Origin of the sequence: Thermosynechococcus sp. HN-54 (genome assembly GCF_023650955.1) — a bacterium.
In the GTDB taxonomy this organism is placed as follows: domain Bacteria; phylum Cyanobacteriota; class Cyanobacteriia; order Thermosynechococcales; family Thermosynechococcaceae; genus Thermosynechococcus.
On record NZ_CP098039.1, the window covers coordinates 18,986 to 44,211 of the forward strand.

The 25,226-nt window shown below is 50.8% G+C and carries 22 protein-coding genes; 12 read left to right on the top strand and 10 right to left on the bottom strand.

Features of this window, described 5'->3' with window-relative positions; all coding sequences use genetic code 11:
- Positions 1–418: 418 nt before the first annotated feature.
- Positions 419–1,381, bottom strand: coding sequence for a transposase (locus tag NBE99_RS00090; protein WP_399371026.1), 963 nt, complete (start codon positions 1,379–1,381; stop codon positions 419–421).
- 275 nt (positions 1,382–1,656) lie between these two features.
- Here NBE99_RS00090 and pstS point away from each other — a divergent pair, with 275 nt between their 5' ends.
- From pstS to pstB, 4 genes are all read left to right on the top strand, one after another.
- Positions 1,657–2,694, top strand: a complete 1,038-nt coding sequence (gene pstS, locus NBE99_RS00095; RefSeq protein ID WP_250682507.1) for a phosphate ABC transporter substrate-binding protein PstS — start codon at positions 1,657–1,659, stop codon at positions 2,692–2,694.
- Positions 2,695–2,808: 114 nt separating this feature from the next.
- On the top strand, positions 2,809–3,777 hold the full coding sequence (gene pstC, locus NBE99_RS00100) for a phosphate ABC transporter permease subunit PstC (protein ID WP_250682508.1): 969 nt from the start codon (positions 2,809–2,811) through the stop codon (positions 3,775–3,777).
- A gap of 8 nt (positions 3,778–3,785) precedes the next feature.
- Positions 3,786–4,676 (top strand): phosphate ABC transporter permease PstA, encoded by an 891-nt coding sequence (gene pstA, locus NBE99_RS00105; protein ID WP_250682509.1) that lies wholly within the window; start codon positions 3,786–3,788, stop codon positions 4,674–4,676.
- 22 nt (positions 4,677–4,698) lie between these two features.
- On the top strand, positions 4,699–5,499 hold the full coding sequence (gene pstB, locus NBE99_RS00110; RefSeq protein ID WP_250682510.1) for a phosphate ABC transporter ATP-binding protein PstB: 801 nt from the start codon (positions 4,699–4,701) through the stop codon (positions 5,497–5,499).
- 3 nt (positions 5,500–5,502) lie between these two features.
- Here pstB and gatA read toward each other — a convergent pair whose 3' ends face one another.
- Positions 5,503–6,951, bottom strand: coding sequence for an Asp-tRNA(Asn)/Glu-tRNA(Gln) amidotransferase subunit GatA (gene gatA / locus NBE99_RS00115; RefSeq protein ID WP_250682511.1), 1,449 nt, complete (start codon positions 6,949–6,951; stop codon positions 5,503–5,505).
- Between the two features lie 203 nt (positions 6,952–7,154).
- Here gatA and NBE99_RS00120 point away from each other — a divergent pair, with 203 nt between their 5' ends.
- The 4 genes from NBE99_RS00120 to NBE99_RS00135 all read left to right on the top strand — a co-directional run bounded on the left by NBE99_RS00120 (position 7,155) and on the right by NBE99_RS00135 (position 11,432).
- Entirely contained in the window at positions 7,155–7,538 is a 384-nt protein-coding gene (locus NBE99_RS00120; RefSeq protein ID WP_250682512.1) for a hypothetical protein, read from the top strand.
- On the top strand, positions 7,535–9,091 hold the full coding sequence (locus NBE99_RS00125) for a DUF697 domain-containing protein (protein ID WP_250682513.1): 1,557 nt from the start codon (positions 7,535–7,537) through the stop codon (positions 9,089–9,091). The genes NBE99_RS00120 and NBE99_RS00125 overlap by 4 nt, the downstream gene beginning before the upstream one ends.
- Positions 9,092–9,171: 80 nt before the next feature.
- Complete coding sequence (locus NBE99_RS00130) at positions 9,172–10,647, top strand: hypothetical protein (protein ID WP_250682514.1); 1,476 nt, start codon at positions 9,172–9,174, stop codon at positions 10,645–10,647.
- A 41-nt stretch (positions 10,648–10,688) separates the two neighbouring features.
- Positions 10,689–11,432: a DUF1822 family protein gene (locus NBE99_RS00135; protein ID WP_250682515.1), complete on the top strand. Its 744-nt coding sequence runs from the start codon at positions 10,689–10,691 to the stop codon at positions 11,430–11,432.
- On the opposite strand, the gene NBE99_RS00140 is transcribed toward NBE99_RS00135, so the two are convergent.
- From NBE99_RS00140 to NBE99_RS00155, 4 genes are all read right to left on the bottom strand, one after another.
- Positions 11,429–12,571, bottom strand: coding sequence for a GNAT family N-acetyltransferase (locus NBE99_RS00140; protein WP_250682516.1), 1,143 nt, complete (start codon positions 12,569–12,571; stop codon positions 11,429–11,431). The two genes, NBE99_RS00135 and NBE99_RS00140, sit on opposite strands and share 4 nt — an antisense overlap.
- A 105-nt stretch (positions 12,572–12,676) precedes the next feature.
- Positions 12,677–12,973, bottom strand: coding sequence for a ferredoxin PetF1 (petF1, locus tag NBE99_RS00145; protein ID WP_011056851.1), 297 nt, complete (start codon positions 12,971–12,973; stop codon positions 12,677–12,679).
- A 198-nt stretch (positions 12,974–13,171) separates the two neighbouring features.
- A complete protein-coding gene (locus tag NBE99_RS00150) occupies positions 13,172–16,555 on the bottom strand; it encodes a glycosyltransferase (RefSeq protein ID WP_250682517.1) in 3,384 nt (1,127 codons plus the stop codon).
- Positions 16,556–16,659: 104 nt separating this feature from the next.
- Positions 16,660–17,118: a type IV pilin protein gene (locus tag NBE99_RS00155; protein WP_250682518.1), complete on the bottom strand. Its 459-nt coding sequence runs from the start codon at positions 17,116–17,118 to the stop codon at positions 16,660–16,662.
- A 465-nt stretch (positions 17,119–17,583) separates the two neighbouring features.
- Between NBE99_RS00155 and hemE the strand changes: the two genes are divergently transcribed.
- From hemE to NBE99_RS00170, 3 genes are read left to right on the top strand one after another with little or no spacing between them, the layout of a single operon-like run.
- Entirely contained in the window at positions 17,584–18,615 is a 1,032-nt protein-coding gene (gene hemE, locus NBE99_RS00160) for a uroporphyrinogen decarboxylase (protein WP_250682519.1), read from the top strand.
- On the top strand, positions 18,615–19,562 hold the full coding sequence (locus tag NBE99_RS00165) for an NAD(P)-dependent oxidoreductase (protein WP_250682520.1): 948 nt from the start codon (positions 18,615–18,617) through the stop codon (positions 19,560–19,562). The genes hemE and NBE99_RS00165 overlap by 1 nt, the downstream gene beginning before the upstream one ends.
- Positions 19,563–19,584: 22 nt before the next feature.
- Positions 19,585–20,052, top strand: coding sequence for an EVE domain-containing protein (locus NBE99_RS00170; RefSeq protein WP_250682521.1), 468 nt, complete (start codon positions 19,585–19,587; stop codon positions 20,050–20,052).
- Here NBE99_RS00170 and NBE99_RS00175 read toward each other — a convergent pair.
- Genes NBE99_RS00175 through folB form a run of 4 tightly spaced genes read right to left on the bottom strand, consistent with a single transcriptional unit; the run spans position 20,049 to position 24,145 of the window.
- A complete protein-coding gene (locus NBE99_RS00175) occupies positions 20,049–20,591 on the bottom strand; it encodes a hypothetical protein (protein ID WP_250682522.1) in 543 nt (180 codons plus the stop codon). The genes NBE99_RS00170 and NBE99_RS00175 overlap by 4 nt on opposite strands.
- Positions 20,592–20,651: 60 nt before the next feature.
- Positions 20,652–21,728, bottom strand: coding sequence for a glycine cleavage system aminomethyltransferase GcvT (gene gcvT, locus NBE99_RS00180; RefSeq protein WP_250682523.1), 1,077 nt, complete (start codon positions 21,726–21,728; stop codon positions 20,652–20,654).
- Complete coding sequence (locus tag NBE99_RS00185) at positions 21,721–23,772, bottom strand: thioredoxin domain-containing protein (protein WP_250682524.1); 2,052 nt, start codon at positions 23,770–23,772, stop codon at positions 21,721–21,723. The genes gcvT and NBE99_RS00185 overlap by 8 nt, the downstream gene beginning before the upstream one ends.
- Positions 23,756–24,145 (bottom strand): dihydroneopterin aldolase, encoded by a 390-nt coding sequence (folB, locus tag NBE99_RS00190; RefSeq protein ID WP_250682525.1) that lies wholly within the window; start codon positions 24,143–24,145, stop codon positions 23,756–23,758. The genes NBE99_RS00185 and folB overlap by 17 nt, the downstream gene beginning before the upstream one ends.
- A 6-nt stretch (positions 24,146–24,151) precedes the next feature.
- On the opposite strand from folB, the gene cax reads away from it, so the two are divergent.
- Positions 24,152–25,222, top strand: a complete 1,071-nt coding sequence (gene cax / locus NBE99_RS00195; RefSeq protein ID WP_250682526.1) for a calcium/proton exchanger — start codon at positions 24,152–24,154, stop codon at positions 25,220–25,222.
- Positions 25,223–25,226 lie beyond the last annotated feature (4 nt).

Consider the following 25,226-nt stretch of genomic DNA (forward strand, 5'->3'; position numbering starts at 1 on the left):
TCTTAAAGAACTTTGTTAGCTCTTCTCCCCAAGGAAAGTATTGCTGAGAATACATCAGAAAACTAACCCTAGAGCTAATTTTAGGCTGCTTTTGGTCTGGGTGGCCTAGAGATTAAGAAAATTTTTATAAATTGCTTCCTTGAAAGTATTCCTCACTACACTTGACAACAAATTAAGCTTAGACTATCCTACCCAAGCTTTGGTTCGGAGCGATAGGCGCTGCAAAACAATAAAAAAACTTAATTAACAGATAGAGTCGTTCTTAACCTAACCTTTACATCGTTCCGGTATTATCTCCCTAGCTTGTTTTTGAGTTGCGATAGATTTGTCGTTGCTATCGAGCAAGCTGTCATGCAGCCCTTGTTCTAAAAACTATGGAGTACCAGAAGTGTTGAATTCTGCAACAAAACTTAACATCCTAAGTGACAAGTAGCTCTGGCTGCCAATCAAAGCTCCAATGCACTATCGAGCAGCGGCGACTCAGTTCCAGTTGCAAATATCGCAATTTGTCTAATAGCTTCCTGCCAAAGTATTCAGGTATCTCCATTAGCTCTAAAATTAAGTACCCAATCAAAACCATATAAATCTGATTTATCACCCCATTCAAACTCTTCGTAATCAGCTTGTCTAATGATAAATGCATCTTTAGAAACTTCCATAAGTTCTCAATCCCCCACCGATGCCGATACAGCTCACTCACTTCCTCATCACTTAGATGCATTAGATTCGTCGCAATACGAAACTCTGTTCCATGCTCATCAAAAAATTGAACCACTCGGTATCTCTCATGATTGAGCTTCATTCTCATGTTATTCTTGATACGCACAACAAATAAACACTTCCTCTCACTCAGCCGCTCTAAAAATCTCCAACTCGCAAACCCTCTATCCATGATGGCAACGGCATTCTCAGGGATCATTTCTAAAATCTCGTCTTGAAAGCTTAGGTCATGTCTCTCCCCAAAAGAGACTACTGCCTTACCCAGGATGTTCTCTGTTAAATCAAATCCTGTAATTAACTTCACTTGATGGTATTTGTAGAACCAAAAGAGCTTACTCGTCAGGGTAATGACGGTTGAATCAATAGGAAACAGCATCAGACTTGAACAACGATGTCTCTTGCGAGCTTGAGACATGAGATGAGTGTAAATCCTCTCAAATAAGGTGGTTGTTCGAGTTTTGTTCGCCTTGGAAAACGTGGACATATCCACTGTAATCCCCGAATGATTCAAGCGATAAAATAAGGCTCTCATGCTGGTTAATCCTTGGTCGAGAATGTAGGTCAACCAGATTTTGAAGAACAATTGAGAGTTGAGGACGGGGTAGTCGCAAGGGCTGAGCTGCTTGAGAATAGACTTGACAAGAACTGAAAAAGATGCCATAGTAAGCTGATTAATTTTTCTTCTTTTGAGGGAAGAATACGACATTTCTTCCCTTTTTTCTAGCCTCTTAAACTATCTTTCAACACTTCTGATGGAGTACATGAACGGGGATGAAATCCTCGTGCCTGCTGTCAGTGCACAGTAGTTCTAACTGTTTTGAGTAGTCTCAATCCTCACGAGAGGGGCTGTAGGTACTGATGCGTCAATGCATTTGTTCATTGTTCTTACTGGCGATCGCGCTTATGATCTTCAAACTCAGAAAATCTCGAATTCTTATGATCCTCTCCGCTATTATTACCGCTGGCATCGTTGTTGCTTGCGGTCCTCAAGGAAATGGCGGTGCACCAACTGGCGAGGTCATTAGCATTAATGGTGCAGGAGCAACATTTCCAGCACCTCTCTACCAAAACTGGTTCAAAACCTACGCCCAAAACGTTGATCCCAAGGTTCAAATCAGTTATCAATCCGTTGGTAGTGGGGCTGGCCTAGAGCAGTATATCAATGGCACGGTGGATTTTGGTGCTTCCGATGCGCCGATGAAAGGCGATCGCCTGAAATCCTTTCAGGAGAAATACAAGGCGAATCCTATTCAGGTTCCCATGACTGGTGGTGCCGTTGTCTTTGCCTACAACCTACCCGGTGTGGATGAACTGAAGCTACCCCGTGAAGTCTACTGTGGCATTGTTACGGGCAAAATTACCCGCTGGAATGATGCGAAACTCGTGGCTGCCAACCCCGGGAAAACTCTGCCAGACAAGGCGATCACCTTTGCTCACCGCTCTGACGGCAGTGGTACCACATTTATCTTTACGAACCACATCAATACTGTCTGTCCTGGCTGGCCGGCGGGTGTCGGAACCTCTGTGAATTGGCCTGTCGGTGTTGGTGGTCAAGGAAATGAAGGGGTGGCTGCTCAGATTCAGCAAAATGAAGGCACCATCGGCTACGTGGAGTATGCTTACGCCAAGCTCAACAACCTCTCGCGGGCACTTGTAGAAAATAAGGCCGGCAAATTTATTTACCCTTCTCCAGAGGCAGCCTCCAAAGCCTTTGAAGGAGCCACGATTCCTGAGGACTTTGGTTTGTTGGTGCCTGACCCCAAAAATCCGGAAGCCTTCCCAATTGCCGGTTTGACTTGGATTATGGTGTACCCTGAGTATGCTGATGCTAAAAAATGGCAAGCGCTGAAAGGTGCCTTGACTTGGGCACTAACCGATGGCAAGTCCATTACTGAAAAACTGGACTATGTGCCGATGCCTCCCGACATCGTCGAGCGGGTTAAAGCAACCTTGGAGAAAGTGAAAACTGCCTAATCCAAGGGGAGGGGGTCAACATGCCCCCTCTAGTCATCGTTGAAATTCATCCCCTAGGATAAGAAGAAACCAATCTTTAGCATTAAGAAATCCTAACTTCCCCAACACAAGACCATGTCTGTCTCAGATAACTCACCTGAAGCTCCTGATGTAGCTGCCATTGAGGCGCGAAAAAATCTACGTTATTACCTTGACCAAGCCTTTTACTACACAACAATGATCTTTGCCCTCGCTCTTGCGGTTGTCTTGGCGTGGATCATTATTCAAATCGGCATTACAGCACTCCCCGCTATTAGCAGATTTGGCCTAGACTTTCTGGCGAGCACCACTTGGGATCCGGTGCGAAATATTTATGGCATTCTACCACAGATCTATGGCACCCTTGTCAGCGCCATTATTGGCCTAGTAGTCGCTGTTCCCCTCGGGCTAGGCATTGCTGTTTTTCTAAGTGAGGACTTCCTGCCGACTTACGTTAGCACCCCCATTACCTTTGCCATTGAGTTGTTGGCGGCCATTCCCAGCGTCGTTATTGGCCTGTGGGGTATTTTTGTCCTGATTCCCTTTCTGCGGCCATTTTACGCTTTTCTGCGTCAATACCTCGGCTGGATTCCGCTCTTTGGGACGGAGCCGCGGGGCAATAGTCTGCTGACACTAGGCCTCGTTCTAGCCTTTATGATCTTGCCCCTGATTACCTCAATCTCGCGGGGCACGTTAGTTTCCCTACCCCCTCACCTGCGTCAAGGGGCGATGGCTCTAGGCGCCACCCGTTGGGAGACCATTTTACGGGTGCTGATTCCCGCTGGATTTTCAGGAATTGTGGGTTCGATTATGCTTGCCCTCGGCCGGGCGATGGGAGAAACGATGGCCGCAGCCATGCTGGTTGGGAATGCTAACCGTATCAACATTTCTATCCTTCAACCTGGCTCGACGATCGCTTCCCTGATTGCTTCTCAGTTTGGTGAGGCCGGGCGCGATCAGGTGGCCGCTCTGCTCTACGCGGGTTTAATCTTGATGATTTTGACACTGATCGTCAATATCTTGGCAGAAATGATTATTAAGAAGTTTCAAAACGTTGAGCGATAGGTTCCACCATGACAGAGAGCAGTCAACCCCATTCTTCAGGCTCGGAGAATATTCAACTCGATCTAGTTTTGACGGCACGTACCCTCTTTGGCTTTTTCATGACAGGCCTAACGGGGCTGTTTGCGGCGATCGCTATTATTCCCCTCGCCGCCATTATCATTAATGTGGCCTCTCAGGGGCTACCTCTGATTAACTTGAACTTGTTTACAAAGCTGCCGCCGCCGCCCGGCTTGAGTGGTGGGGGTCTTGGCAATGCCATTGTGGGCACGTTGATTGTCTTAGCAGTGGCCGTCGTCATTAGTGTTCCCATTGGTGTTTTGGGCGCTGTGTGGCTGTCCGAATTTGGGCGGGGGAGTAAAATCGCCTATTGGGTGCGGTTTTCGGCAAACGTTCTCAGTGGGGTGCCCGCTATTATTGCGGGTTTGTTTTCCTATACGATTGTGGTAATGACCATGGGCACCTTTAGTGCCTTTGCAGGTGGGGTTGCCCTTGCAGTTGTCATGCTGCCCATCGTGATGCGAACCACAGAGGAGGGGCTAGTCTTGGTTCCTGAAGAGGTTCGTCTGGCGGCATTGGGGTTGGGGGCGACTCGTTTTGAAACTGTCAGTCGAGTCGTGCTTCCTGCGGCGTTGCCCTCTATCGCTACTGCGGTAACTCTAGCGGTGGCACGGGCAGGTGGCGAGGCGGCACCTCTACTCTTTACGGCTCTGAATAATAATTTCTGGTCAACGGATCTGTTTCGCCCCATTTCTACGCTTTCAGTGCAGGTTTATTTCTTTGCCATCATTCCCTACAAACCCCAGCAGGAACTGGCATGGGCAGGCGCGTTGGTGTTGCTGAGCATCATTTTGATCGTGAGTATTGGCTCCCGCTTAGTCACTCGTAAGAAACGCTACTAAAGACTTAAAAGGTAACTGTTCTATGACGACTCACCCTAAACCCACTCCCAAAGTGGTTCTCCAAGTCCAGAATGCCTCGATTTTTTATGGCTCATTTCGGGCAGTACGGGATGTGACGATGGACATCTATGCCAATGAAGTGACGGCTCTCATTGGCCCATCGGGTTGTGGTAAGAGCACGCTGCTGCGCTGTTTTAACCGCATGAATGATCTGGTGCCGGGTGCCCGAGTCGAGGGCAAAATTACCTACCACGGTAAAGATCTCTACGCCCCAAAGGTGGATCCCGTGGAGGTGCGGCGGCGCATTGGCATGGTGTTCCAAAAACCCAATCCCTTTCCCAAGTCTATTTATGACAATGTCGTGTTTGGGGCACGGGTCAATAAGTACAAGGGAGACTTAGACGAGCTTGTGGAAACGTCGCTGCGGCAAGCGGCGCTTTGGGATGAAGTAAAGGACAAGCTCAAAGAAAGTGGCCTGTCTCTATCGGGGGGTCAGCAACAACGGCTCTGTATTGCGCGGACGATCGCCACCAAGCCCGATGTCATCCTCATGGATGAACCCTGCTCTGCCCTTGACCCGATTTCTACCCTCAAGGTGGAAGAATTGATCCATGAATTAAAGCAAAATTACACAATTGTGATCGTGACCCACAATATGCAGCAGGCGACTCGGGTGAGCGATCGCACCGCCTTCTTTAATGCCGAGGCCACAGAACGGGGCAACCGAGTGGGCTACCTCGTTGAGTATGATTACACTAGCGTCGTCTTCAATAACCCCAAAGAGCAAGCCACGATGGATTATGTCAGTGGCCGCTTTGGTTAAAGCCTAAAGTTGCGGCTGCTGCTGGTGCCAAGGGGTTGCCTGTTCATAGGCATAGGCAACGTGAAATAGGGTCTCTTCTCCTAGGACGTTGCCAATCAATTGCAGACCAATGGGCAGCCCTTCCTGATCAAAGCCACAGGGGAGGCTCAAGCCCGGTAGCCCGGCAAGGTTGACGGGAATGGTCATCAGGTCTGACAGGTACATACTCAGGGGGTCGGCGGTTTTCTCCCCAGCTTTGAAGGCAGTGGTGGGAGCTGTGGGACAAACCAAAACATCCACCTGTTCAAAGGCTTGGGCAAAGTCTTCTTTGATCAGGGTGCGTACCTTTTGTGCCCGTAGGTAGTAAGCATCATAGTAGCCAGCGGAAAGGGCGTAGGTGCCAATCATGATCCGCCGCTTCACCTCAGCCCCAAAGCCTTGGGCACGAGTTTTCATGTACATTTCAAGGAGATCGCTGGCTCCTCCAGCGCGAAAACCAAAGTTCACGCCATCATAGCGGGCTAGGTTCGCCGATGCTTCCGAAGGAGCAATGATGTAGTAGGTGGGCAGGCCGTAGGCAAAGCGGGGACAGGAGAGTTCAACAATCGTTGCCCCTAATTCCTCTAGGGTTTTTAGGGCGGCCTCAAGGGCAGATTTCACTTCTGGTTGCAACCCTTCACCCACGGTTTCTTGAATCACGCCAATGCGCCTTCCTTTGAGATCGGGTTTGAGGGCTTCGGTGTAGTCGGGAATTGAGACGCTGAGACTGGTGGCATCCTTGGGATCATGCCCCGCGATCGCCCCCAAAAGAATTGCAGCATCGGTAACCGTGGGTGCCAAAGGTCCAATTTGATCTAATGACGACGCATAGGCAACAAGGCCATAGCGCGAGACTAAACCATAGGTGGGCTTAAGGCCGACGACCCCACAAAAGGCAGCGGGTTGACGAATGGAACCGCCCGTATCGGAACCAAGGGCAGCAGCACATTCCCCGGCAGCAACGGCGGCAGCAGACCCCCCAGAAGACCCCCCAGAGACGCGCTCTGGATTCCAAGGATTGGTGGTGAAACCAAAGGCAGAATTTTCAGTGGAGCTGCCCATGGCAAATTCATCGAGATTGGTTTTGCCCACCATAATCGCGCCAGCGGCCTGCAATTTTTGGGTCACGGTGGATTCATAGGGGGGAACAAAGTGCTCCAGCATCTTAGAAGCACAAGTGGTGCGCACGCCGTAGGTGCAAAGGTTATCCTTGATGGCCAAGGGAATCCCTGTGAGTAAACCAATCTCTTCACCGGCCGCAAGACGTTGATCCACCTCAGCAGCTTGAGCAAGGGCGCGATCGCCCGTCACCGTCAAAAAGCTATGGAGTGTTGGTTCGACTTGAGCAATACGGTCTAGATAGGCTTGGGTAATTTCAGTGGCGGAGCGTTCTTTGCGAACGAGTTGACGGTGTAGCTCCTGAATCACTGACATAAATGCACATTCCCTAGTGACAATGCAACACTGGCGATCGCGGGCATGGCCGCAAACAGGCCAATCTTCAGTTTAGCAATGTGGCTGATCATTTATCGCCCAAGATCCAGCACTTCGGCACGGGGCTGTCTCTTAATCAATCAGCGATATATTAGGAATCAAGAAGCCCTGACGACGGTGCTCATGCCCCTGCGGAGTATTTGATGGAACCGCTCGACCCCGTGGATCGGGACGCTTTTACCAACCCGACATTGCAGCGATTGTGGTTCTTTGTCTATTTGCTGCCCATTTTTGGCATGATTCCGGCGCTGTGGCAGTTGAGCCGCCGGGGGAGCGATCGCCAGACCCGACAAGTGAGTCGCCTTGCTGTTCTCATTGGTCTCATTTGGCTGTTGGGCTATGGTCTGCTGAATGGGGCTGCCAGTGTGAGTGAAGCCCAGTCCCTGCATCATGGCCTGTTGCTGTTCCTCAATAGTCTCTGGGGATCCGCTTACTTTCTGGTGAACTTGGGGCTAATGGTGCGCCTATGGCGGGGCCGATCGCTGAAATTGCCCTTCTTACAGCGTCTGATGAAATACCTGCCATGACCCCTAAGCGTTGGTTTTGGCCACTATTGGGATTCAGCGCCATTCTGGTGCTCATCCTCTGGTTAATATCGGCACTCACTTGGCTCTATGTGCAGGTGGCTTTTACGGCGCCCTTTTTGGCCAATCTCTTGGTGCTGATTTTCATTGGTCTATTGGGGGGACTGCTCTATACCTTCTTTCGTTACCTGTATTTACTTGAACGCAAGGGCAACCACAAGCCCGCCACCGCTGTGTCCCAAGCCCCCCTCGATAAAACAGAGGCCGCCGCTGAAAACCTCAAAGCCCTACGGCAGCAACTGAGTCAAATTGAAGATGAGGTGGCACGGCAGGCGCTGTTGGCACGGGCACGGGAGCTAGAGGAGGATTTTTACCGCCAAGAATTGCGCATTGTTGTCTTTGGCACCGGTTCAGCGGGTAAAACCTCTCTCGTTAATGCCCTCATTGGGGAGATGGTGGGGGAAGTGGCACCAACGATGGGCACTACGGAGGTGGGGCAAACCTATCGCTTTTGGCTACCCCATACAGATCAAGAAATTCTCATTACCGATACCCCCGGTATCTTAGAAGCGGGTGTTGCGGGAACCTACCGCGAGCAACTGGCTCGACAACTCGCCGCAGAAGCAGACTTACTCCTTTTTGTTCTTGATGATGACCTGCGCCAGTCGGAATATACCCCCTTGGTCAACTTGGTGGAAATGGGTAAGCGATCGCTCCTAGTCCTCAATAAAATTGACCTGCGCTCCGAGGCCGATCAACTCGCCCTTTTGCGCCATTTACGGCAGCGAGTTAAAGGATTGATTCCGCCCCAAGATGTGGTGGGCATTGCCGCCCGTCCTCAACCCATTCGTTTAGAAACCGGCGAGTGGCTAGAACCCGAACCCCATATTTGGCCGCTGATTCGGCGGATGAGTGCGATTCTCCGCGAGGAAGGAGATGACTTGGTGGCAGACAATATCCTCTTACAGTCGCAGCGCTTAGGAGAGCAGGCGCGCAAAATCATTGATCAGCAACGCCGCCGCCAAGCGGATAAGGTGGTGGAGCGCTACCAGTGGATCAGTGCGGGTGTGGTCTGTGTCACGCCGATTCCCGGAGTAGATCTGCTGGCTGCCGCCGCTGTGAATGCGCAAATGGTGATGGAAATTGGCAAGGTCTATGGCTGTGACCTGAATCGCGATCGCGCCCGCGAATTAGCCCTTTCTTTGGGCAAAACCTTGGTCAGTCTCGGCATAGTCAAAGGTGCCATGAATCTGGTGGGGACGGCTCTACAGTTGAGTGTCGGGGGGCTGGTGGTTGGCAAAGCAGTCCAAGGGATTACAGCCGCCTACCTCACTCGCATTGCCGGCAAAAGTTTTATTGAGTACTTTCGCCACAACCAAGACTGGGGGGATGGTGGTATCGGTGAAGTGGTGCAACGGCAGTTTCAACTCAATCGCCGTGATGAATTTATTCGTTCCTTTGTGCAGCAGGCGATCGCCCGCTTACCCTCACACCTCGGCACCATGATTCCTGAGGCGGTGAAAACTCCCTTATCCCATGAGGAAGAGCGGTCTTAAGGTATTCTTAGGATTCCCCCAAGGGTCTCGGCAAAAACCGCTACTATGTTCAGTAACTATTTTCATGTTGCCGATTTCGGATGAGTCTCTTGACCCGCAGTCCTGATCTTGAGGTGGAACAACTGCCGCAGTTATTGCAGGCGGCTCGGTCTCGTTATTTGGCTGGGGAGCGATCGGCCGCTGTGATGAAGCCCCTCTCTCAAGCCCTGCGAGCCATCCTCGAGCGCAACATTGATGCCCAGCTTAGTCAACGCGGCGGCTATCTCCAACGCCTAGTGGAAGCCTATTTTCGTCTCTTTCCCCGCTGCCTAGAAAACCTGAGCCGCGATCAACTTCAACAGCAGGCGGTGCAAAAAACGGTACAGCGGCTACTGCAAATTCCTGCCACCGTCATTCAAGATGAGTACGATCGCCTGAATCGTGCTCAGTACAACCAGCCCCTCAAGCAACTGGTGCTTGCCTTTAGTCGTCCAGCGCTAGCCAACCGCAATCCCACCCCCGCACTGACCGAGGCCGAGTGTTTCCTTGCCTTTTTTATTCAGTGCCTGCGCCAAGAACTGGGAGCAACCGTTCTCCTTGCACCCCAATTTCGCAACGAGTACCGCGATTTGCTCCGTAGCGTGTGTTTGGCTAGTCCTGATCCGGAACAGTGCCAAAATAACCTCACGGGCTGGCTCTGGGAAGCGATGAAATCCTTTGATCCCCTCAAACCCTTTGGAGCCACCGGCCATGGTCGTCCCACCTTTGAAGCATGGGTGCGCACAGTTATCAGCAACAAACTCGCAGATGAAAAACGCAAACTCCTCAAACGGGAGGCGGATGAACTGCTCTTTTATGACAACCGCGCTCTCCAAGTTTTTCAGGATCGCTATCGAGCGGCTCCGCCTGAGATAAAGCGGGAAATTGATCCCCAAGCTTGCTGTCAGTTGATTACGATTGTGCAAACGGAGATTACCGATCCCCGCATCCGCGCTTCAACGGCTCGTTTGCGCCAGCAAATTGCCCAACTCTTGGGCTGGACGATTGAATACACGCGGGAGACTCATCAACAGGTACGACGAATTCTCGGACGCTATGTCCAGTCCACCCGCTCTCTGAACATTTGCTCCACCGACAGCAACCAAGAGTGGATTGACAACTACCCCGATGCTCGCACCCTGCCAAGTGCCAATGGCCAAGGAGTGGAGTGCATGGTGGAGTTTCTCAATGATCCGCAGACGCCCACGTGGGTCAGGGATTGGTGTGAGCGTCGCCGTACCCAAGCAGAAATTGCTCGCGAACTCTTTGTCAGCCAGCCCACGATTTCTCGCTGCCTTGGTCGTGAATATCGCCTTTGGCTTTACCGTAAATTCTTTCAGGATCCCCAGATTCCGCAATGGATGAGGCGATGGTATGAAACCCAATCAATTCCGAGTCCCCACCAACGACGGCAAGCCCGCCGTGAAATTCACCCTGACTATGCCCGTGGCACCTGCACAGCAAAACAAATCGATGAGCAAATAGAAGCCAAACTTGCCCAGTGGTGTGAGCTGAACGGCATTTACTACCTGCCCTAGGCAGCCTCGCTTTTTCGTACTTGCTTTGGATAACGACAGCTATGACTTCCTTTTTGGCACCGACGGTTCCCATTCGTTCCCTGATATTGGATGCCGCCCATGCGGTGCTTCAGGGATGTCGTCCCACTCGGCAACGGCAGGTGCTGCCCTATTTGGTTGCCCTCTATGCGTTCATTGACTGGTGGGAAAATGAGGGAGTTCCTAGCAAGCAGGATGATTTTGAGGAACTGTTAGACGCTCTCACGTTAAGTACCACATGGTGCGAGCGGCCAGAGGTTCTTGACCTTGTGAACATTGCGGATCTCAATTTGGAAGGGGTGCAGTTATCTATCTATCCTGTCGAGACGGCAGAGTCCCTGTGGATTCATTGCCCGACATTTTTGGGGGTGATTAACGCCGATTTGGCGGTTGCTGTTGGTTTGGATCGCGATCGCCGTCAGGCACAGATGCTGGGTTTTTGCGATCGCCAGACGCTCTTGGACTACTGGCAACACCATCCAGCGGATGCCCAAGGCTATGGCACCTTCCCCCTAGAGCAACTACAACCCATCTTCTACTTGCCCGAGCAGATTAGCTTCCTCAATCCGCTACCCCAAAGTACACCGCTGGCCACCAAGGGCAATACCTACGGTCAACCCCTCGAAAATCTACCGCAGCTCCCGCAGCGCACCGCTGTTGCTGAGCCTGAACGGCTACCCCTCGACAATGAAACCGCAATCCAGCGTCTCCTGCAAGCCCTCCAAGGCTATACTGAAACCTCAGAAATTTCCCTCTCCCAAGATTAGGATTGGGCTTCTGGGGGCGACGTGTTTTCGGGGGGATGCTCGTGGTAGTAGGCCTGTGCTCCCTCTTTGGTATTAATCTGACCCGGTTGAGGACGGCGATGGGTTTGCAGGCCTTGGAGGACTTCTGATAAGGTCAAGCCTTCCGGCAGGGGCGATCGCACTTCCCGTACCTTGTGCCACACCGAGCGCGACATCATTAAACTGCGGCGGATAGGCTCAGCCCAGCGTTCAAGGTAGGCTTCTCGCTCCCCTTGGTAATCCGTCGAAGACAGCAGTAGAGGTACGGGCGAATAGGCCTGCACCAAGCGAGCAATGTGGGTTAGTACCCTTGGATACAGATTTGTATAGGCAGGATGCACCGTTAAGTCTAGCCAGTGGGGCGTGTGTCCATCTTGGCTGGTATGGAGTGTGTAGGAGGCGATCGCCACCTTCCGCTGCGGTTCAAACACGTAGGCACGATGCACTTGTACCTGTTGTGACCAACTGGCCAAACCGTGGTGTAGCCAATCCAAAAGACTCGTTTGAAAGTCCCGATAATGGCGATTAAAGACTTGGCGCACCAATGCCGGCATCGACATCGTATCCAACTCATGTAGCAACCGTGCATCGGCATTCGTGACCTTGAGCAAATTAGGCAAGCAAGGCGTGCCCTGTGCCAGTTCTGCCAACTGATCCGCTGAAATCTGCCAGTAGGTGAGATGTGCCAAGGGTTGAAAGCCATTTTGGCGGTAGAGGTCTAGTGCCTCACGGTGGTCAATATTGATTTCCACCATCCACGTACGGGCTTCCACAAGGGTACTAAAACAGTGGCGTAGGAGTTGTGTACCCACCTCCGTAAACTCTTGGGCGGCCAATTGCTGCACCTGCCATGTGGTGCGACTTTCATTAAAGGGAGCCACCTGCACAACGCCTAACACTTGGTTGTCCCGCTCCGCAACATAGATGCGCTGCTTGCTCATCCCCGTTAGCCACTGCAGGAGATGCAGCGGTGAGGTCATCAGTCCGCCCGCCAAGGACGGCAGACCAAAAGGCTGATCGTGTACCCCTTCATGGCACAGCCGCTGTTCCACCACCTCCACATCCCGATAGGTCAAGGGACGGATAATCAAATCACCAGTGGGGGGCAAGTCGGAAACCATTAGCGGGCACCAATCACTACCTCTATCTTAAGGACTCCAGCCTCAAAATAAAGGGGCGATGCCCAACGACAACCGCCCCAGCAAGATACATTGTGCAAAATTGCCCTAGTAGAGTTCTTCCTCTTGGTTGGTGAGGATTTTGCAGTCAGAGCGGGGATAGGCCACACAGGTGAGCACAAAGCCCTTTTCAATTTGATCATCATCCAGGAAGGACTGATCCGACTGATCGACTTCCCCTTCCAGCAGCTTCCCAGCACAGGTGGAGCAAGCACCGGCACGGCAGGAGAAGGGCAAGTCTAGACCTTGCTCCTCGGCCACATCCAGAATGTACTCATCTTCAGGCACATCAATAGTCGTTTCACTTCCATCAGGACGCACTAGCGTTACTTTGTAAGTTGCCATGAATCTTGTCCTCTCATGTATGGAAAAGGCAGGGAGCCATCACGCTCCAATTTAGATACTAGGGGAAAACCTCAGCCTTGATGGTTGGATTCAAGTCACTCTTTGTATCGTTTTCGTAATTTGAGGCTCCCAAGGTATCTGAAATACTTATAGACATTGAACTCTATGGCGAAAATTAAACAAACTCGATAGCATGAGCTACTCCCCCACTCGATGCCGTGGTGGCACAACCATCTCCCCTGTCCGATACCGATTTACCATTGCAGCTAGCGCCTTCTCCATCTCGCGGCTAAACCGTTGCGGGTTCCACAGGGGCGCATGGCGCTTAGCCTGCCGCAGTTTCCAGCTCACCCGCTGTCGCAGTTCTGGCTCTGTTCCAAAACGAATCCCCCAATTCACATACTCCTCATCATTGAAGGCAATCCCCTCCTCAACCCCGACATTTTTCAGGAAGGTGTAGGTGTGACGCGCTACAAACTGCTGACCCACCTTCGTAACAATCGGCACCTCTAACCACAGGGCTTCGAGACTCATTGCCCCACCTGCATAGGGATAGGTGTCGAGTACCACATCTACATCGTAGAGATTGGCGCGGTGGATCTCGCTTGGATTTGGGGTCAGAAAATAAAGTTTGTTAAGGTCAAAGCCATAAGCTTCCGCAACACTGCGGCACCACTCTTCAAAAACCGAGCTGCTAGCATGGTACTTGATAATGAGTACGGCATTAGGAACTGCTTCAACAATGGCAAATTGCAGCTTAAGCATTTCTGGTTGAATTTTGCTAGCTCGCTGGGCACAGAGAAAGATTACTGTATCGGCACTCAGCCCCAATTGATCGCGAATTCCTGTTTTATTAGCGACCTCATAGCCATCAAGGGAGAGATAACAAGCCGGCAGTCGCCACAGCGTCTCTGTATACCATGCTTGCGCCCCCTCAGGGAGAATGTAGGGGTCAACAATAAAGTAATCTACTGTTGGTATTCCGCTAGCATCAAAACCTACCCATGTTGCTTGTACAGGCGCTGGCTTCAGATGGAGAGCCATCCAAGACATATCAATAGTGCAGCTATCAAGGTCAATCAAGACATCCAAGTCGTCATCATGTATGATAGTAGCAATTTTTTCTGGATCAGGTTCCGTAAGAGGTCGAAAGTAATCAAAAGAAGCCTTGAACCATTCACGCATGCTATCAGATGATTCTTTTCTGTACTCAATGCTGTAGGCGTATAATGTAAGGGTATCTCTATTGCGCATGCGGATAAAAGAGCGGATTTGATTTCCAGCGGGATGTGTTTTGAAACAAACACCAATAAAGCCCACTTTTATTTTTTCAAGTTTAGAAATGTTGTATAAGGAACTTTTCTTTATGCGTTGATACTTATCAAGCTGGTAAAAGAGAGGAACTTTTTCCTGAGCTAATTGGTTTCTGTGGTTGAAAATTGGTTTTAGAAAATCTGGCTGATCAATATGATGTGTTAATGCAAAATAAGAAGAAACGGTATAAAACAAAGTAGGAAGAGTAATATTCTCGCTATTTAAATGTTCATAATAGCTATTAAAATTATCAATGTTATCTAGCCACTGCCTGCACAAATAATCAATTTCTTGCAACAACTTTATATTGTATTTATAAGTCTGCAAAACTTCTATTTTACGGGTCAAGGCCAAATCTTTACCAATTGGAGTTAAATTCAAGGAATCTTCTAGAAGTGAGTTAACACACACTAACGCTAGCTCTGGTGACTTTGACCTAATGAGAGCTGAAGCCAGAAAATGATAGGCAGCAAAGTCAACCACTGAGATTTTCATATAGGTTTTCGCTATACTTTTTGCGATTTTCTCTGGATTATTTAAGATCAGCTCAAATAGCAAATGGCTCATTTCTTTTTGTAAGTTTAGCTGCTCTGCCCAGTTTTCGATCAATTTATTAGTTTCTTCATCAATTTCATAATCAACTAATAGTTTTCTTAATATTTCTAAAACAAATATTTTATCATCTTCTGTTATTTCACTATTTTCAAAGCGAACACTGTTCAAACTACTAATCAGAGACTTAATATCATCAGGCGGTAAAGATAGTTTAATAAATAAATCCAAAAGAGTAGCGGATGTTTCAAGAGTAGCTTGGAACTCATAAGCATAGCTCGCAAAAGCAAATCTATTTTCCAATGAAAACTTTTCATAATTTGCTAAATTAATTAAGATTTTAGACCAATTATGACTAGCATTAAGATACTGCTCCTCAGGATATTCAGTCATACAGAGAGACCATAACAATTGTGCTTCTGTTTCTTTTCCTTGTAGAATGTACGCAGCACCTTGATATGCAAACCAAACAGAATCTTCGGGAAATTTCTCAATCAACTGAATACAAGTATCAATAACTAGTTGATAGTGCCCACTTTTAAGGTGAAATTCAAGACGGCTTTTCCAACTCTCAGCAGTTAATATAACAGGTTGACTATTTATTAAGGACTCTAAGCAATTGATCCACTCATCTGCACGACGTTGCCAAGTATAGTGATCATGGATATATTCGACCTGACTTCGTAAATGACTTTCTAACTTGATATGATTCTCTGGGCAGTAGAATCGCTCTACAATTCGTGCTAGAGCCTGACCATACCTTGCTTGGTAAGTTGGCCAGTCAGTTGTGAATTCCACCAATTCTGCAAAGCCTGCTGTTGTTTCTGGAAGTGCACCTAGTGTAGATGTAACAATAAAGCAACCACTAGCCATTGCTTCAAGGGCAGAAATACAGGAAGTTTCAGGAAAAGTATTGGGATAACTTAAAATAGCAATCTTCTTTAAGGCTTCCGCTAATGTTCTTTGGGAACACGAGCCATGGTAGTTGACTCCTGGAAGATTTTTGAATTTTTCATAGAGTGCCTGCCACCTGTCTTCGGCAGGGCTGACTTGATAAACATTCATACTAGAGTAAACTTGTAACTCTAGATTTGGGTACCTCTGGTACAGCCTTGGATAAATCTCTAATAACTGCTCTAGTCCACGAAAAGGGGTACTTGTGTAAGCAAGCCTTATGTTAGGTAGCTTTTGTTCTAAGATGGATTCTTCTGGAGAAAATAGATGTTCAAAATACGGGCTAACTGCATTACGTAAGACAACGAGCAGGTCAGGCTCAAGCTTAAACTTAGTTAGGTATTGCTGCCGCTGCCATTCGCTGACAACAACAATACGATCTATTAAAGATACAACTACAGGATCACTTAAGTCTTGCACTCCTGGTTGATCAACGTGATGCTGCGTCCACAAAACCAAGCTAGTACTTGTGGGTAGTACTGTTCGTAAATCTTGAATAGAAGAAGTGCTGTTGAGCACAATACAAACATCAGGTTGAATAAAAGTCAAAGTTGCCTTAGAAAGAGCAGATAGTGGTAGATGGAGAATTCCATCAACAACAGCTATCTTTTGACAGTTATTAGCTAGAAAGACCTCCTGCCCTTTCTCATGGAGGGTAGATAGCAAGTAGCAGAGTGCCGATTGTGATCCTCCCAAAGGATCTTTTTTTGGTGTCTCAACTGTATAAGAGAGTGATGAAGGATCAACGAACAGTAAGCGCATAGATATTACTAAGTAGTGGTAAACATATGATAAACAAAAAAGCTAGGAAAAATATTCCTAGCTAAGCTTAAGAGTTATTTTATTCTTGACTGGTTTAACTAGCTTTAGGTGCAGTTAGTTGGTGCATTATTGTTACTACCTGTTACCACAGTTGCACTTGTCGTGCCGGTAGTAGCAGTAACGCAGCCTTGAACACCTGTACCAGCAGTGTCAGTGGCAGTGAGAGAAATTTGTGCTGTTGTCGGGTTGCCACCAGCCATGGATACACTATATCCATCAACAGCAGTAATGGAGGTACCTACACCCAATTCAGTTACGTTGTTAGCAAAGGCGGTCTTCTCCAGACGATAGGCCTGCTGAGCACGGTTGACGGCACCAGCCGCGTTTTTGGCAGCAGATAGGCGGGCTTTGGCGGCTTGGTTGAGCATGGAGGGCAGGGCAATGGCGGCCAAAATACCGATGATGATGACCACCACCAGTAGTTCAATTAGGGTGAAGCCTTCGTTGGCTTTTTTCTTGGCCAGCAGGTGCTGGAGGAATTTCGCTTTCAGTTCGGTTTTCATATTGTTGAGACTCCTTAGGTCAAGACATATTCGCCTCTAGCAATCAACATACCCACCTTCTGCGACAAAATTAACACCCCTGCTAAAAATTTCCTTTACTCCCTCCGATGAGCTTCAGGAAGGGCAGAGAAACAGCGTAGCTGATGATGTGGCTAGGTACACTCCCTTCAACTATGATTCATCGAGCAACGCAATCTGAGCTTGTCTAGGTTCCTGCGGCCATTCAAGGGGGCTATTTGTGTTGGCACAGTCGGCAGATGGCGTGGCGATTCTCAACGAGCCGCAGTTTCAGCCCCGCGCATGGTAAGGCAAGGGAATTCTCTTCTGAGGTGTGGGAGCGATCACCCCCTACGGTATGATTGTAGGGTTAAACTCTGTGAATCGCAGGCAACACCTGACTTCAATAGGGCTTGCTGAGCGAGTCTTCCAGAGCCATTGAAAATGATTGGAATTACACATTTTAGGATGACCACCCCTTTACTTCTACGTGCTGCCCGTGGTGAAAGTGTTGAGCGTCCCCCCATCTGGCTGATGCGGCAGGCTGGACGCTACATGAAGGTCTATCGTGACCTGCGCGATCGCTACCCCTCCTTTCGCGAGCGATCGGAAATTCCTGAACTCGCCATTGAAATTTCGCTCCAACCTTTCCGTGCTTTTGCTCCCGACGGCGTGATTCTCTTTTCGGATATTCTTACGCCCTTGCCGGGGATTGGTATTCCCTTTGACATTGTTGAGAGTAAAGGCCCAATCATCGATCCACCGATCCGCACCCTTGAGCAGGTGCAACAACTCCATCCCTTGGAAGTGGAGGCGGCTTGTCCCTTTATTCGTCCGATTCTCGCGACCCTGCGCCAAGAGGTGGGCGATCGCGCCACGGTGCTGGGATTTGCCGGTGCCCCTTGGACCCTTGCGGCCTACGCCATTGAGGGCAAAAGCTCCAAGGACTACATTGAAATTAAAACCATGGCCTACCGCGAGCCAGACCTGCTCCACAAGTTCCTGAACCATTTGGCCACTGCAATTGCCGACTACCTGTGCTATCAAATTGACTGTGGTGCTCAGGTGGTGCAGCTCTTTGATTCGTGGGCAGGTCAACTCAGCCGCCGGGACTACGATACCTTTGCCTTCCCCTACCAAAAGCAGGTGATACAACAGGTCAAGGCCGTCTATCCCGATGTGCCCATCATCCTCTACATCAATGGCAGTGCGGCAGTTGTAGATCGCATGGCGGCAGCGGGGGTGGACATCGTCAGCCTTGATTGGACCGTGGATATTGGCACGATTCGGCAGCAGTTTCCTGCCAGTGTTGGCCTTCAGGGAAATTTAGACCCCGTGATGCTCTTTGCCCCGCAGCCGGTGCTCAAGGAACGTGCTTTGGAGATTATTGAAGCGGGTCGCAAGGGCAAATATATCTTTAACCTTGGCCATGGCGTTCTCCAAGGAACCCCTGAGGAGAATGTGGGTTTTCTCTTTGATCTGGTGAAGTCCCTCGGCTAATGCGCATCTTGATCACGGGTGCCAGTGGTTGCATTGGTCAATACATCGCTGAGGCGCTGATCCAAGAGACGGATCACCAGCTTTTTTTGCTGGTGCGAGATCCGGCACGGCTGCAAATTAATCCTCACCAAAGAGCCGGGGTGAACGTGATTCAGGGGGATTTGATGGATTTGACCCCCTTGGAACCCTTGCTGCCAACCCTCGATATTGCGATCCTAACGGCAACTGCTTGGGGTGGGGACAATGTCTTTGCCATCAACTACGAGCAAACCTGCCATCTCCTCAAGCAATTGGATCCGCAACGCTGCCAGCGGGTATTTTATTTTTCAACGGCGAGTATTCTCAATCATCAGATGCAGCCGCTGCCAGAGGCAGGTACCCTAGGCACAGAGTATATTCGCTCCAAGTACAAGTGTCTTCATGCGATTGAGCAGTTGCCTGTGGGCGATCGCGTGATTGAACTGTTTCCAACAATGGTGTTTGGCGGTGGTCCTGATGGCAAGCGTCCCTCGTTTATCACCGAAGGCATCCGCGAAATCCTCAAGTGGTTGTGGTTGGCTCGCTTTTTCCGCGCTGATGCCAGTTTTCACTTTATCCATGCCCGCGATATTGCCCAAGTGGTTCTCTACCTGTTGCAGCATCCTGACTATCCGGTGCCGCGGCGGGTGGCTCTGGGTAACCCGCCAATTACTGTCAATGAGATGTTGGCCCAGTTGTGCGCTGCTGCAAAACTTCCCATTTATCTGCAAATCCCTTTGACATTGCCAGTGATCAACTTCTTTGTGCGAGTATTTCGAGTGCAGATGTCGCCGTGGGATTATTTTTGCTTGAACTATCGCAACTTTACCTATGAGACGGTGCTCAATCCTCAAGTCTTGGGCCTGACTCCTTACTGTGCAACCGTTGAGGATTTGCTACGCTGTAGCTTGGGGACGGCAGACCTCTAAACCGACGCTTACCAATGGTTTCATGGCAGGGATTTGGTTACTAAAGTCGGAGCCAAGCGTTTTTTCTTGGCAGGATTTGCAGGCAGCACCCCAACAGACCACTTGTTGGGAAGGGGTACGCAACTACCAAGCGCGCAATTTTATTCGCGATCAGATGCAGGTGGGCGATCGCGTGCTTTTTTATCACAGCAATGCTCAGCCGACAGCAATCATGGGGATTGCCGAAGTCGTTAAGCCCGCCTATCCCGATCATTTTGCTTGGAACCCCGACAGTCGCTACTTTGATCCGAAAAGCACCCCTGACAATCCCCGCTGGTTTATGGTGGATATCCAATATCGCCGTGACTTTGTGCCCCCGATTACGCTTGCGGAACTCCGGCAAACCCCCGGCCTAGAGGGGATGCTGCTGCTGCAAAAGGGCTGTCGTCTCTCGGTACAACCGGTCACTGAACAGGAGTGGCAGATTATTCTCAGCCTACGATCGCCCTAGGGTTGGCGAGGCAGACGGCGCAGATAGGGTAAATTTTTTAGGTGGCGATCGCTAGAGTATTGAAAGCCAAAATCTGCGTACTCTGCGGTATTCACCAGTCGTCGAAAGGCCGATAAGCCAATCCGCCGCTTGCCATCGAGGGTGCTAACCTTTGAACGGGGATTCGCTGGGTCTCCCCCCAACAGTTGAAAAGCCTCTTCAGGAGTCAACCACTCTTTGTTGGGGTCACCAGTGGGAATTTTCTCCTCTAGGTGTTTGAGTTTGATGACGAGGCTTTCCCATAGGTTGCGCCGAGGTTGTTGCTGCTGAGAACGGGAGGTCAGGGATCGCCGCAAGAGTTGCAGTTGTACTCCTAGATACTGGAAAAAACGCTTGATCAACCGCCCGATCTGACTCAAAAGCAGGTGCAATCCCGTGGGTGGCGGTGGCGGCGATCGCTCAATGACCACCATACTCCAACCGCAGGCACTACACACTTGACGGCCAGAAGACAGCGGCTTTCCTAAACGGGCAGAACAGCGAGGGCAGGTTTCCAGCATTCGTTGCGCTTGACCCCTGATGAATCAAAGTTGAATCAAATTTTAGCGGAATTGCAGCGGCTACCGAGGACGGCGATAGAAAGGGCGAGGAACCACCACGGCTGGCACGCGGCGATCGCGCACCTGCACCTCCAGTTCACGACCGATGTGGGCAAACTCTGGAAAAACATAGCCAAGGGCGATCGCCTTCCCCAAGGTGGGAGACAATGTGCCACTGGTGACCTCCCCCACGGCCTGTGCCTCCGCATAGATAGGATAGCCGTGGCGAGCAATGCCTTTGCCCAGCAGTTCTAAACCCACCAATTGGCGTTCAATCCCCTGCTGCTTTTGCGTCAAGAGGGCGTCACGACCGACAAAATCGGGCTTTTGCCAATCAATCAGCCAATCGAGACCCGCCTCTAGGGGCGTTGTTTGCTCATCCATGTCTTGGCCGTAGAGGAGCATGGCTGCCTCTAGCCGCAGCGTATCCCGTGCCCCCAAACCGCAGGGACTAACCCCCGCCGCCAATAGTGTTTGCCACAACTGTTGCCCCAGTTCTGGTGCGACAAGAATTTCCCAACCCTCTTCGCCCGTGTAGCCCGTACGCGCAATCCAAGCGGGCTGTTCCAAGAGCTTGACCTCGCAGTGGCGATAGGTTTTGATCTCCCCTAGGGGGCGATCGCACAAGGGAGCCAGCGTTGCCGTTGCCGCCGGGCCTTGGAGCGCAATGAGCACCTGTGTTGCCGACTCATCAATGAACTCAATGCTAGGGGGCAAGTACTTCTGAAACCATGCCCAGTCCTTGGCAGTGGTGGACGCATTGACAATACAGCGCACTTGGTCATCACCAATGTAGAGAATGACATCATCGACAATGCCCCCAGCCTCATTGAGGAGAACGGTGTATTTTGCTTGGCCGGGTTGCAGACGGCTGAGATTGGTGGGCACCCGTTCTTGCAGTGCGGCAATCGCCTCAGGGCCGCGCAGGAGAAACTTGCCCATGTGGGAAATATCAAACATCCCCACCCGCTGCCGCACCGCTTGGTGTTCCTGCAAAATGCTGCTGTACTGCAAGGGCATCTCCCACTCGCCAAAGGGGGTAAATCGTGCTCCTTGATGCAGGGGATAGAGGGGCGTACGACGCAAGGACTCAGCCATAGTTCACCGCAGGAAATAGAGTCTCCAGTTGTTGTTGCAGTTGGGTGGGGGTCAGCGCCGGTTCACGGCAGCGCAATCCTTCACAGACGAGAGCCACAGGCGCTAGGTCATCGCGAACCTTGAGCACAGCAGTGGGTAGATACCGATCTAAGAGTGAAGTCACCTGCTCAGGGCGGGCTTGGACACAGACAGGGTGGAGATACCACTGCAACGCTGCCAATAGGCTGGGACAGCTCTGGGGGGAGTCCTGTATGAGTTGGCTAAAAAAGCGCAGTCCCTGTTCTGCCTGTTCGAGATACGCAGCATTCTCCGTGAGCAAAAAGAGTTGGATCAGGTTAGCGATCGCCACCCCATTGGCAGAGGGGGTCGCATTATCCACGCCTTCCCGCTGGCGGACGATCAAGTCGGCTCGCTCGGGTGCATTGTAGTAGCCACCATCCCTAGCTCCCAATTCCTGATCCAACAGCGTTTGATACCGACAGGCCAGCTCCAGCCACGGCTGCGCCGCTTCTCCCACGGCTAAACTGGCTTGATGCAAGGCAAGGAGGGCTTGGATCCAGTAGGCATAATCCTCGGCCTGAGCCACCTCGGCCACAGTGCCGCCATAGTTGAGGCGGTAAAGTTTGCCCTGTTGATATTGGTGCTCGTGGAGCCATTGGGCTGCTTTGGCCGCTCGTTGCCAGTAGGCATGCTGTCTCCAGACTTGGGCTGCCGTGGCTAAGCCAGTAATCATCAGGCCATTCCACGCCAAAATCATTTTTGTATCGGTGACCGGAGGAATCCGTCCTGGCCAAGCCCGCTCTTTTGCGCTTGCATTATCGGTGGCCACGGGAAAGGGCTGATCCATGGGCGTATCGGCACCATAGCGGCGGGCAAAGAGGTTGCGCAAAATTGGCACCAGTACCTCAGGATTCTCCGGGGGGCGCACTTGCTTGAGCACAATCTTGCCCTCGAAGTTGCCCTGAGGAGAAATGTCAAAATAGGTTTGCAGTTGCGCAAATTCTGTGGAGGTTAAAACTGCCTCTAATTCTGCATACTGCCAGCAGTAAAAGGCACCCTCCTCGGGTTCCGGATCATGAGCACTAACGAAGCTATCGGCATCTTGCGCCGCATAGAAGTAGCCCTCAGGGGCAGTCATTTCGCGATCGAGCCACTGAATGGTTTGGGCAATTGCCGCCAGAATTTGGGGGGAGCGATCGCCCTGCTGCCACAGCCGCGCCAGATACGTCACAATCTGGCCATTGTCATAGAGCATTTTTTCAAAGTGGGGCACTGTCCATTGGGGATCCACGGTGTAGCGATGCCAACCACCGCCCACATGGTCATAGATGCCCCCCTGCAAGAGGTTGTATCCCCGCAGCCGACACAGGTGCAATAGTTCGGGAGGGTTGGGACTGAAAGCCAAGTCCTGGAGCAGCATTTGGGCATAGGGCATCATCGGAAAGCAGGTGCCTTGGGGGCGATCGCGCAAAATCGGCGTTACTTGGCGAATCCCTGCCCTTAGGAGTTCTTCAGTCAGGGGGACGGCCTCTCCCATCTCAGCGGGGGGGGCGAGATATTGCCAGAGGGTGGCCTGTTGGGCAGCGAGCTTGTCCTTTTCTTGGTCATAGAAGCGGCGCACTGCCTGCAACACCTGTAAAAAGCCCGGACGACCGTAGCGCGGTTGCACAGGAAAATAGGTACCGCCATAAAACGGACGGCGATCCTGAGGCGTGAGAAAGATATTCAGCGGCCAGCCCCCTTGACCCGTCATCAGTTGCAAGGCCTGCATATAGATGCTGTCAATATCGGGACGCTCCTCGCGATCCACCTTAATCGGCAAGAAATAAGCATTGAGATAGGCGGCAATCTCCAGATCCGAAAAGGCTTCCCCCTCCATGACGGTGCACCAGTGGCAACTAGAATAGCCAATCGAGAGAAAAATCACCCGATCCTCCGCAGCCGCCTTGGCGAGGGCTTCATCACACCACGGCCACCAGTCAATGGGGTTTTCGGCATGCTTGCGCAAATAAAGACTTTGGCACTGGCTAAGGCGATTTGGCATGGGGGCGTACCATTTCGACACTAATTTGACCCGTAAAGTTGGGCACTGGCGGGGCAAGTTTCGTCACACGCACAGCAGCCCGCTGCACTTGGGAAGGGGCAAGGCAAAGGTTCAGAATCGCTGCCGCTAGGGTCTCGATTAACTGAAAGCGCTGCTGCTGCATTAACTGTTCAATGGCCTGCAAAAGGGGGCGATAGTCAAGAGTGTCCTCTAGGCGATCGCTGGCCGCTGCTTGTGTCATATCAAACCAGAGCTTAATATCAATCTCAAACCACTGGCCGAGAATTTGTTCCTCTGGTAGGGCGCCCGTATAGCCGTAGTAGCGAATTCCCGAGAGGTGGAGACAGTCAGTTGATGATTCGCTCAAGGGCATGGATCCATGACAACACAGGAAAAAATTCTGCTAGGCCTACTGATTTTTGTACCCCTTGCTCTCCTTAACTTTATCGTCAAAATGCCGCCAATGGTGAGCTTTATCCTCAGTGGCCTTGCCATTGTGCCCCTTGCGGCTTGGATTGCCAATTCTACAGAGGCAATCGCTGAAGTCATTGGCCCTGCCCTTGGGGGACTCTTGAATGCCACCTTCGGTAATGTGACGGAGATGATTATTGCCATTGTCGCCCTGCGTCAGGGTCTTGCAGAGGTGGTGAAAGCCAGTCTCAGCGGTGCCATTATTGCCAATTTGCTTTTGGGATTGGGGCTGGCCATTGTTGTGGGGGGCATCCGGTTTCCAGAGCAGCAGTTCTCGGCACCTGTGGCACGCATTAATGCCTCTGCCCTCACCCTCTCGGTGATTGTGCTGATGACCCCGACGGCGATTCAGGCGGTAGCGCCCAGTGTGCAGCTTCACTTGATTGATCGCTTTTCCTATGCGTCGGCAATTTTACTGCTGATTTTTTACGGTCTGATGTTGCTCTTTTCCATGAAAACCCATCGTCACCTCTACTTGCTGGATGAGACGATCGCTGGCCAGGAACCCTCCCCCGCCGTCAATCTCAAGGTGGCCGTTGCCATTCTGCTGGTGGGTACGATTTTGCTGGTCTTTGTTTCCGACATCCTCGTGGATAGCTTGCAGGACAGCATTAGTGAAATGGGACTGACGCAGTTATTTATAGGCGTATTTCTCATTCCCGTGTTCAGCAGTGTTGTCGAGTTCATCACCTGTATCAAGTTTGCCCTCAATAATTGTATGGAAGGGGCAGTGGCGGTGGCGATTGGGTCTAGCTTGCAGATCATCCTTTTTGTGACGCCAGTGCTTGTGCTGGTGGGCTGGTTCTTGGGTCAACCGCAGATGAACCTGAGCTTTAATGTTTTTGAGTTGTTGGCCGTTATGGCCGCAGTTGCCATCACCAACTCCATTAGCAATGATGGGCGCACGAATTGGCTAGAGGGTGTTTTGCTGATGATCACCTACCTCGTGCTGGCAATCGCCTTCTTTATTCACCCATAAAAAA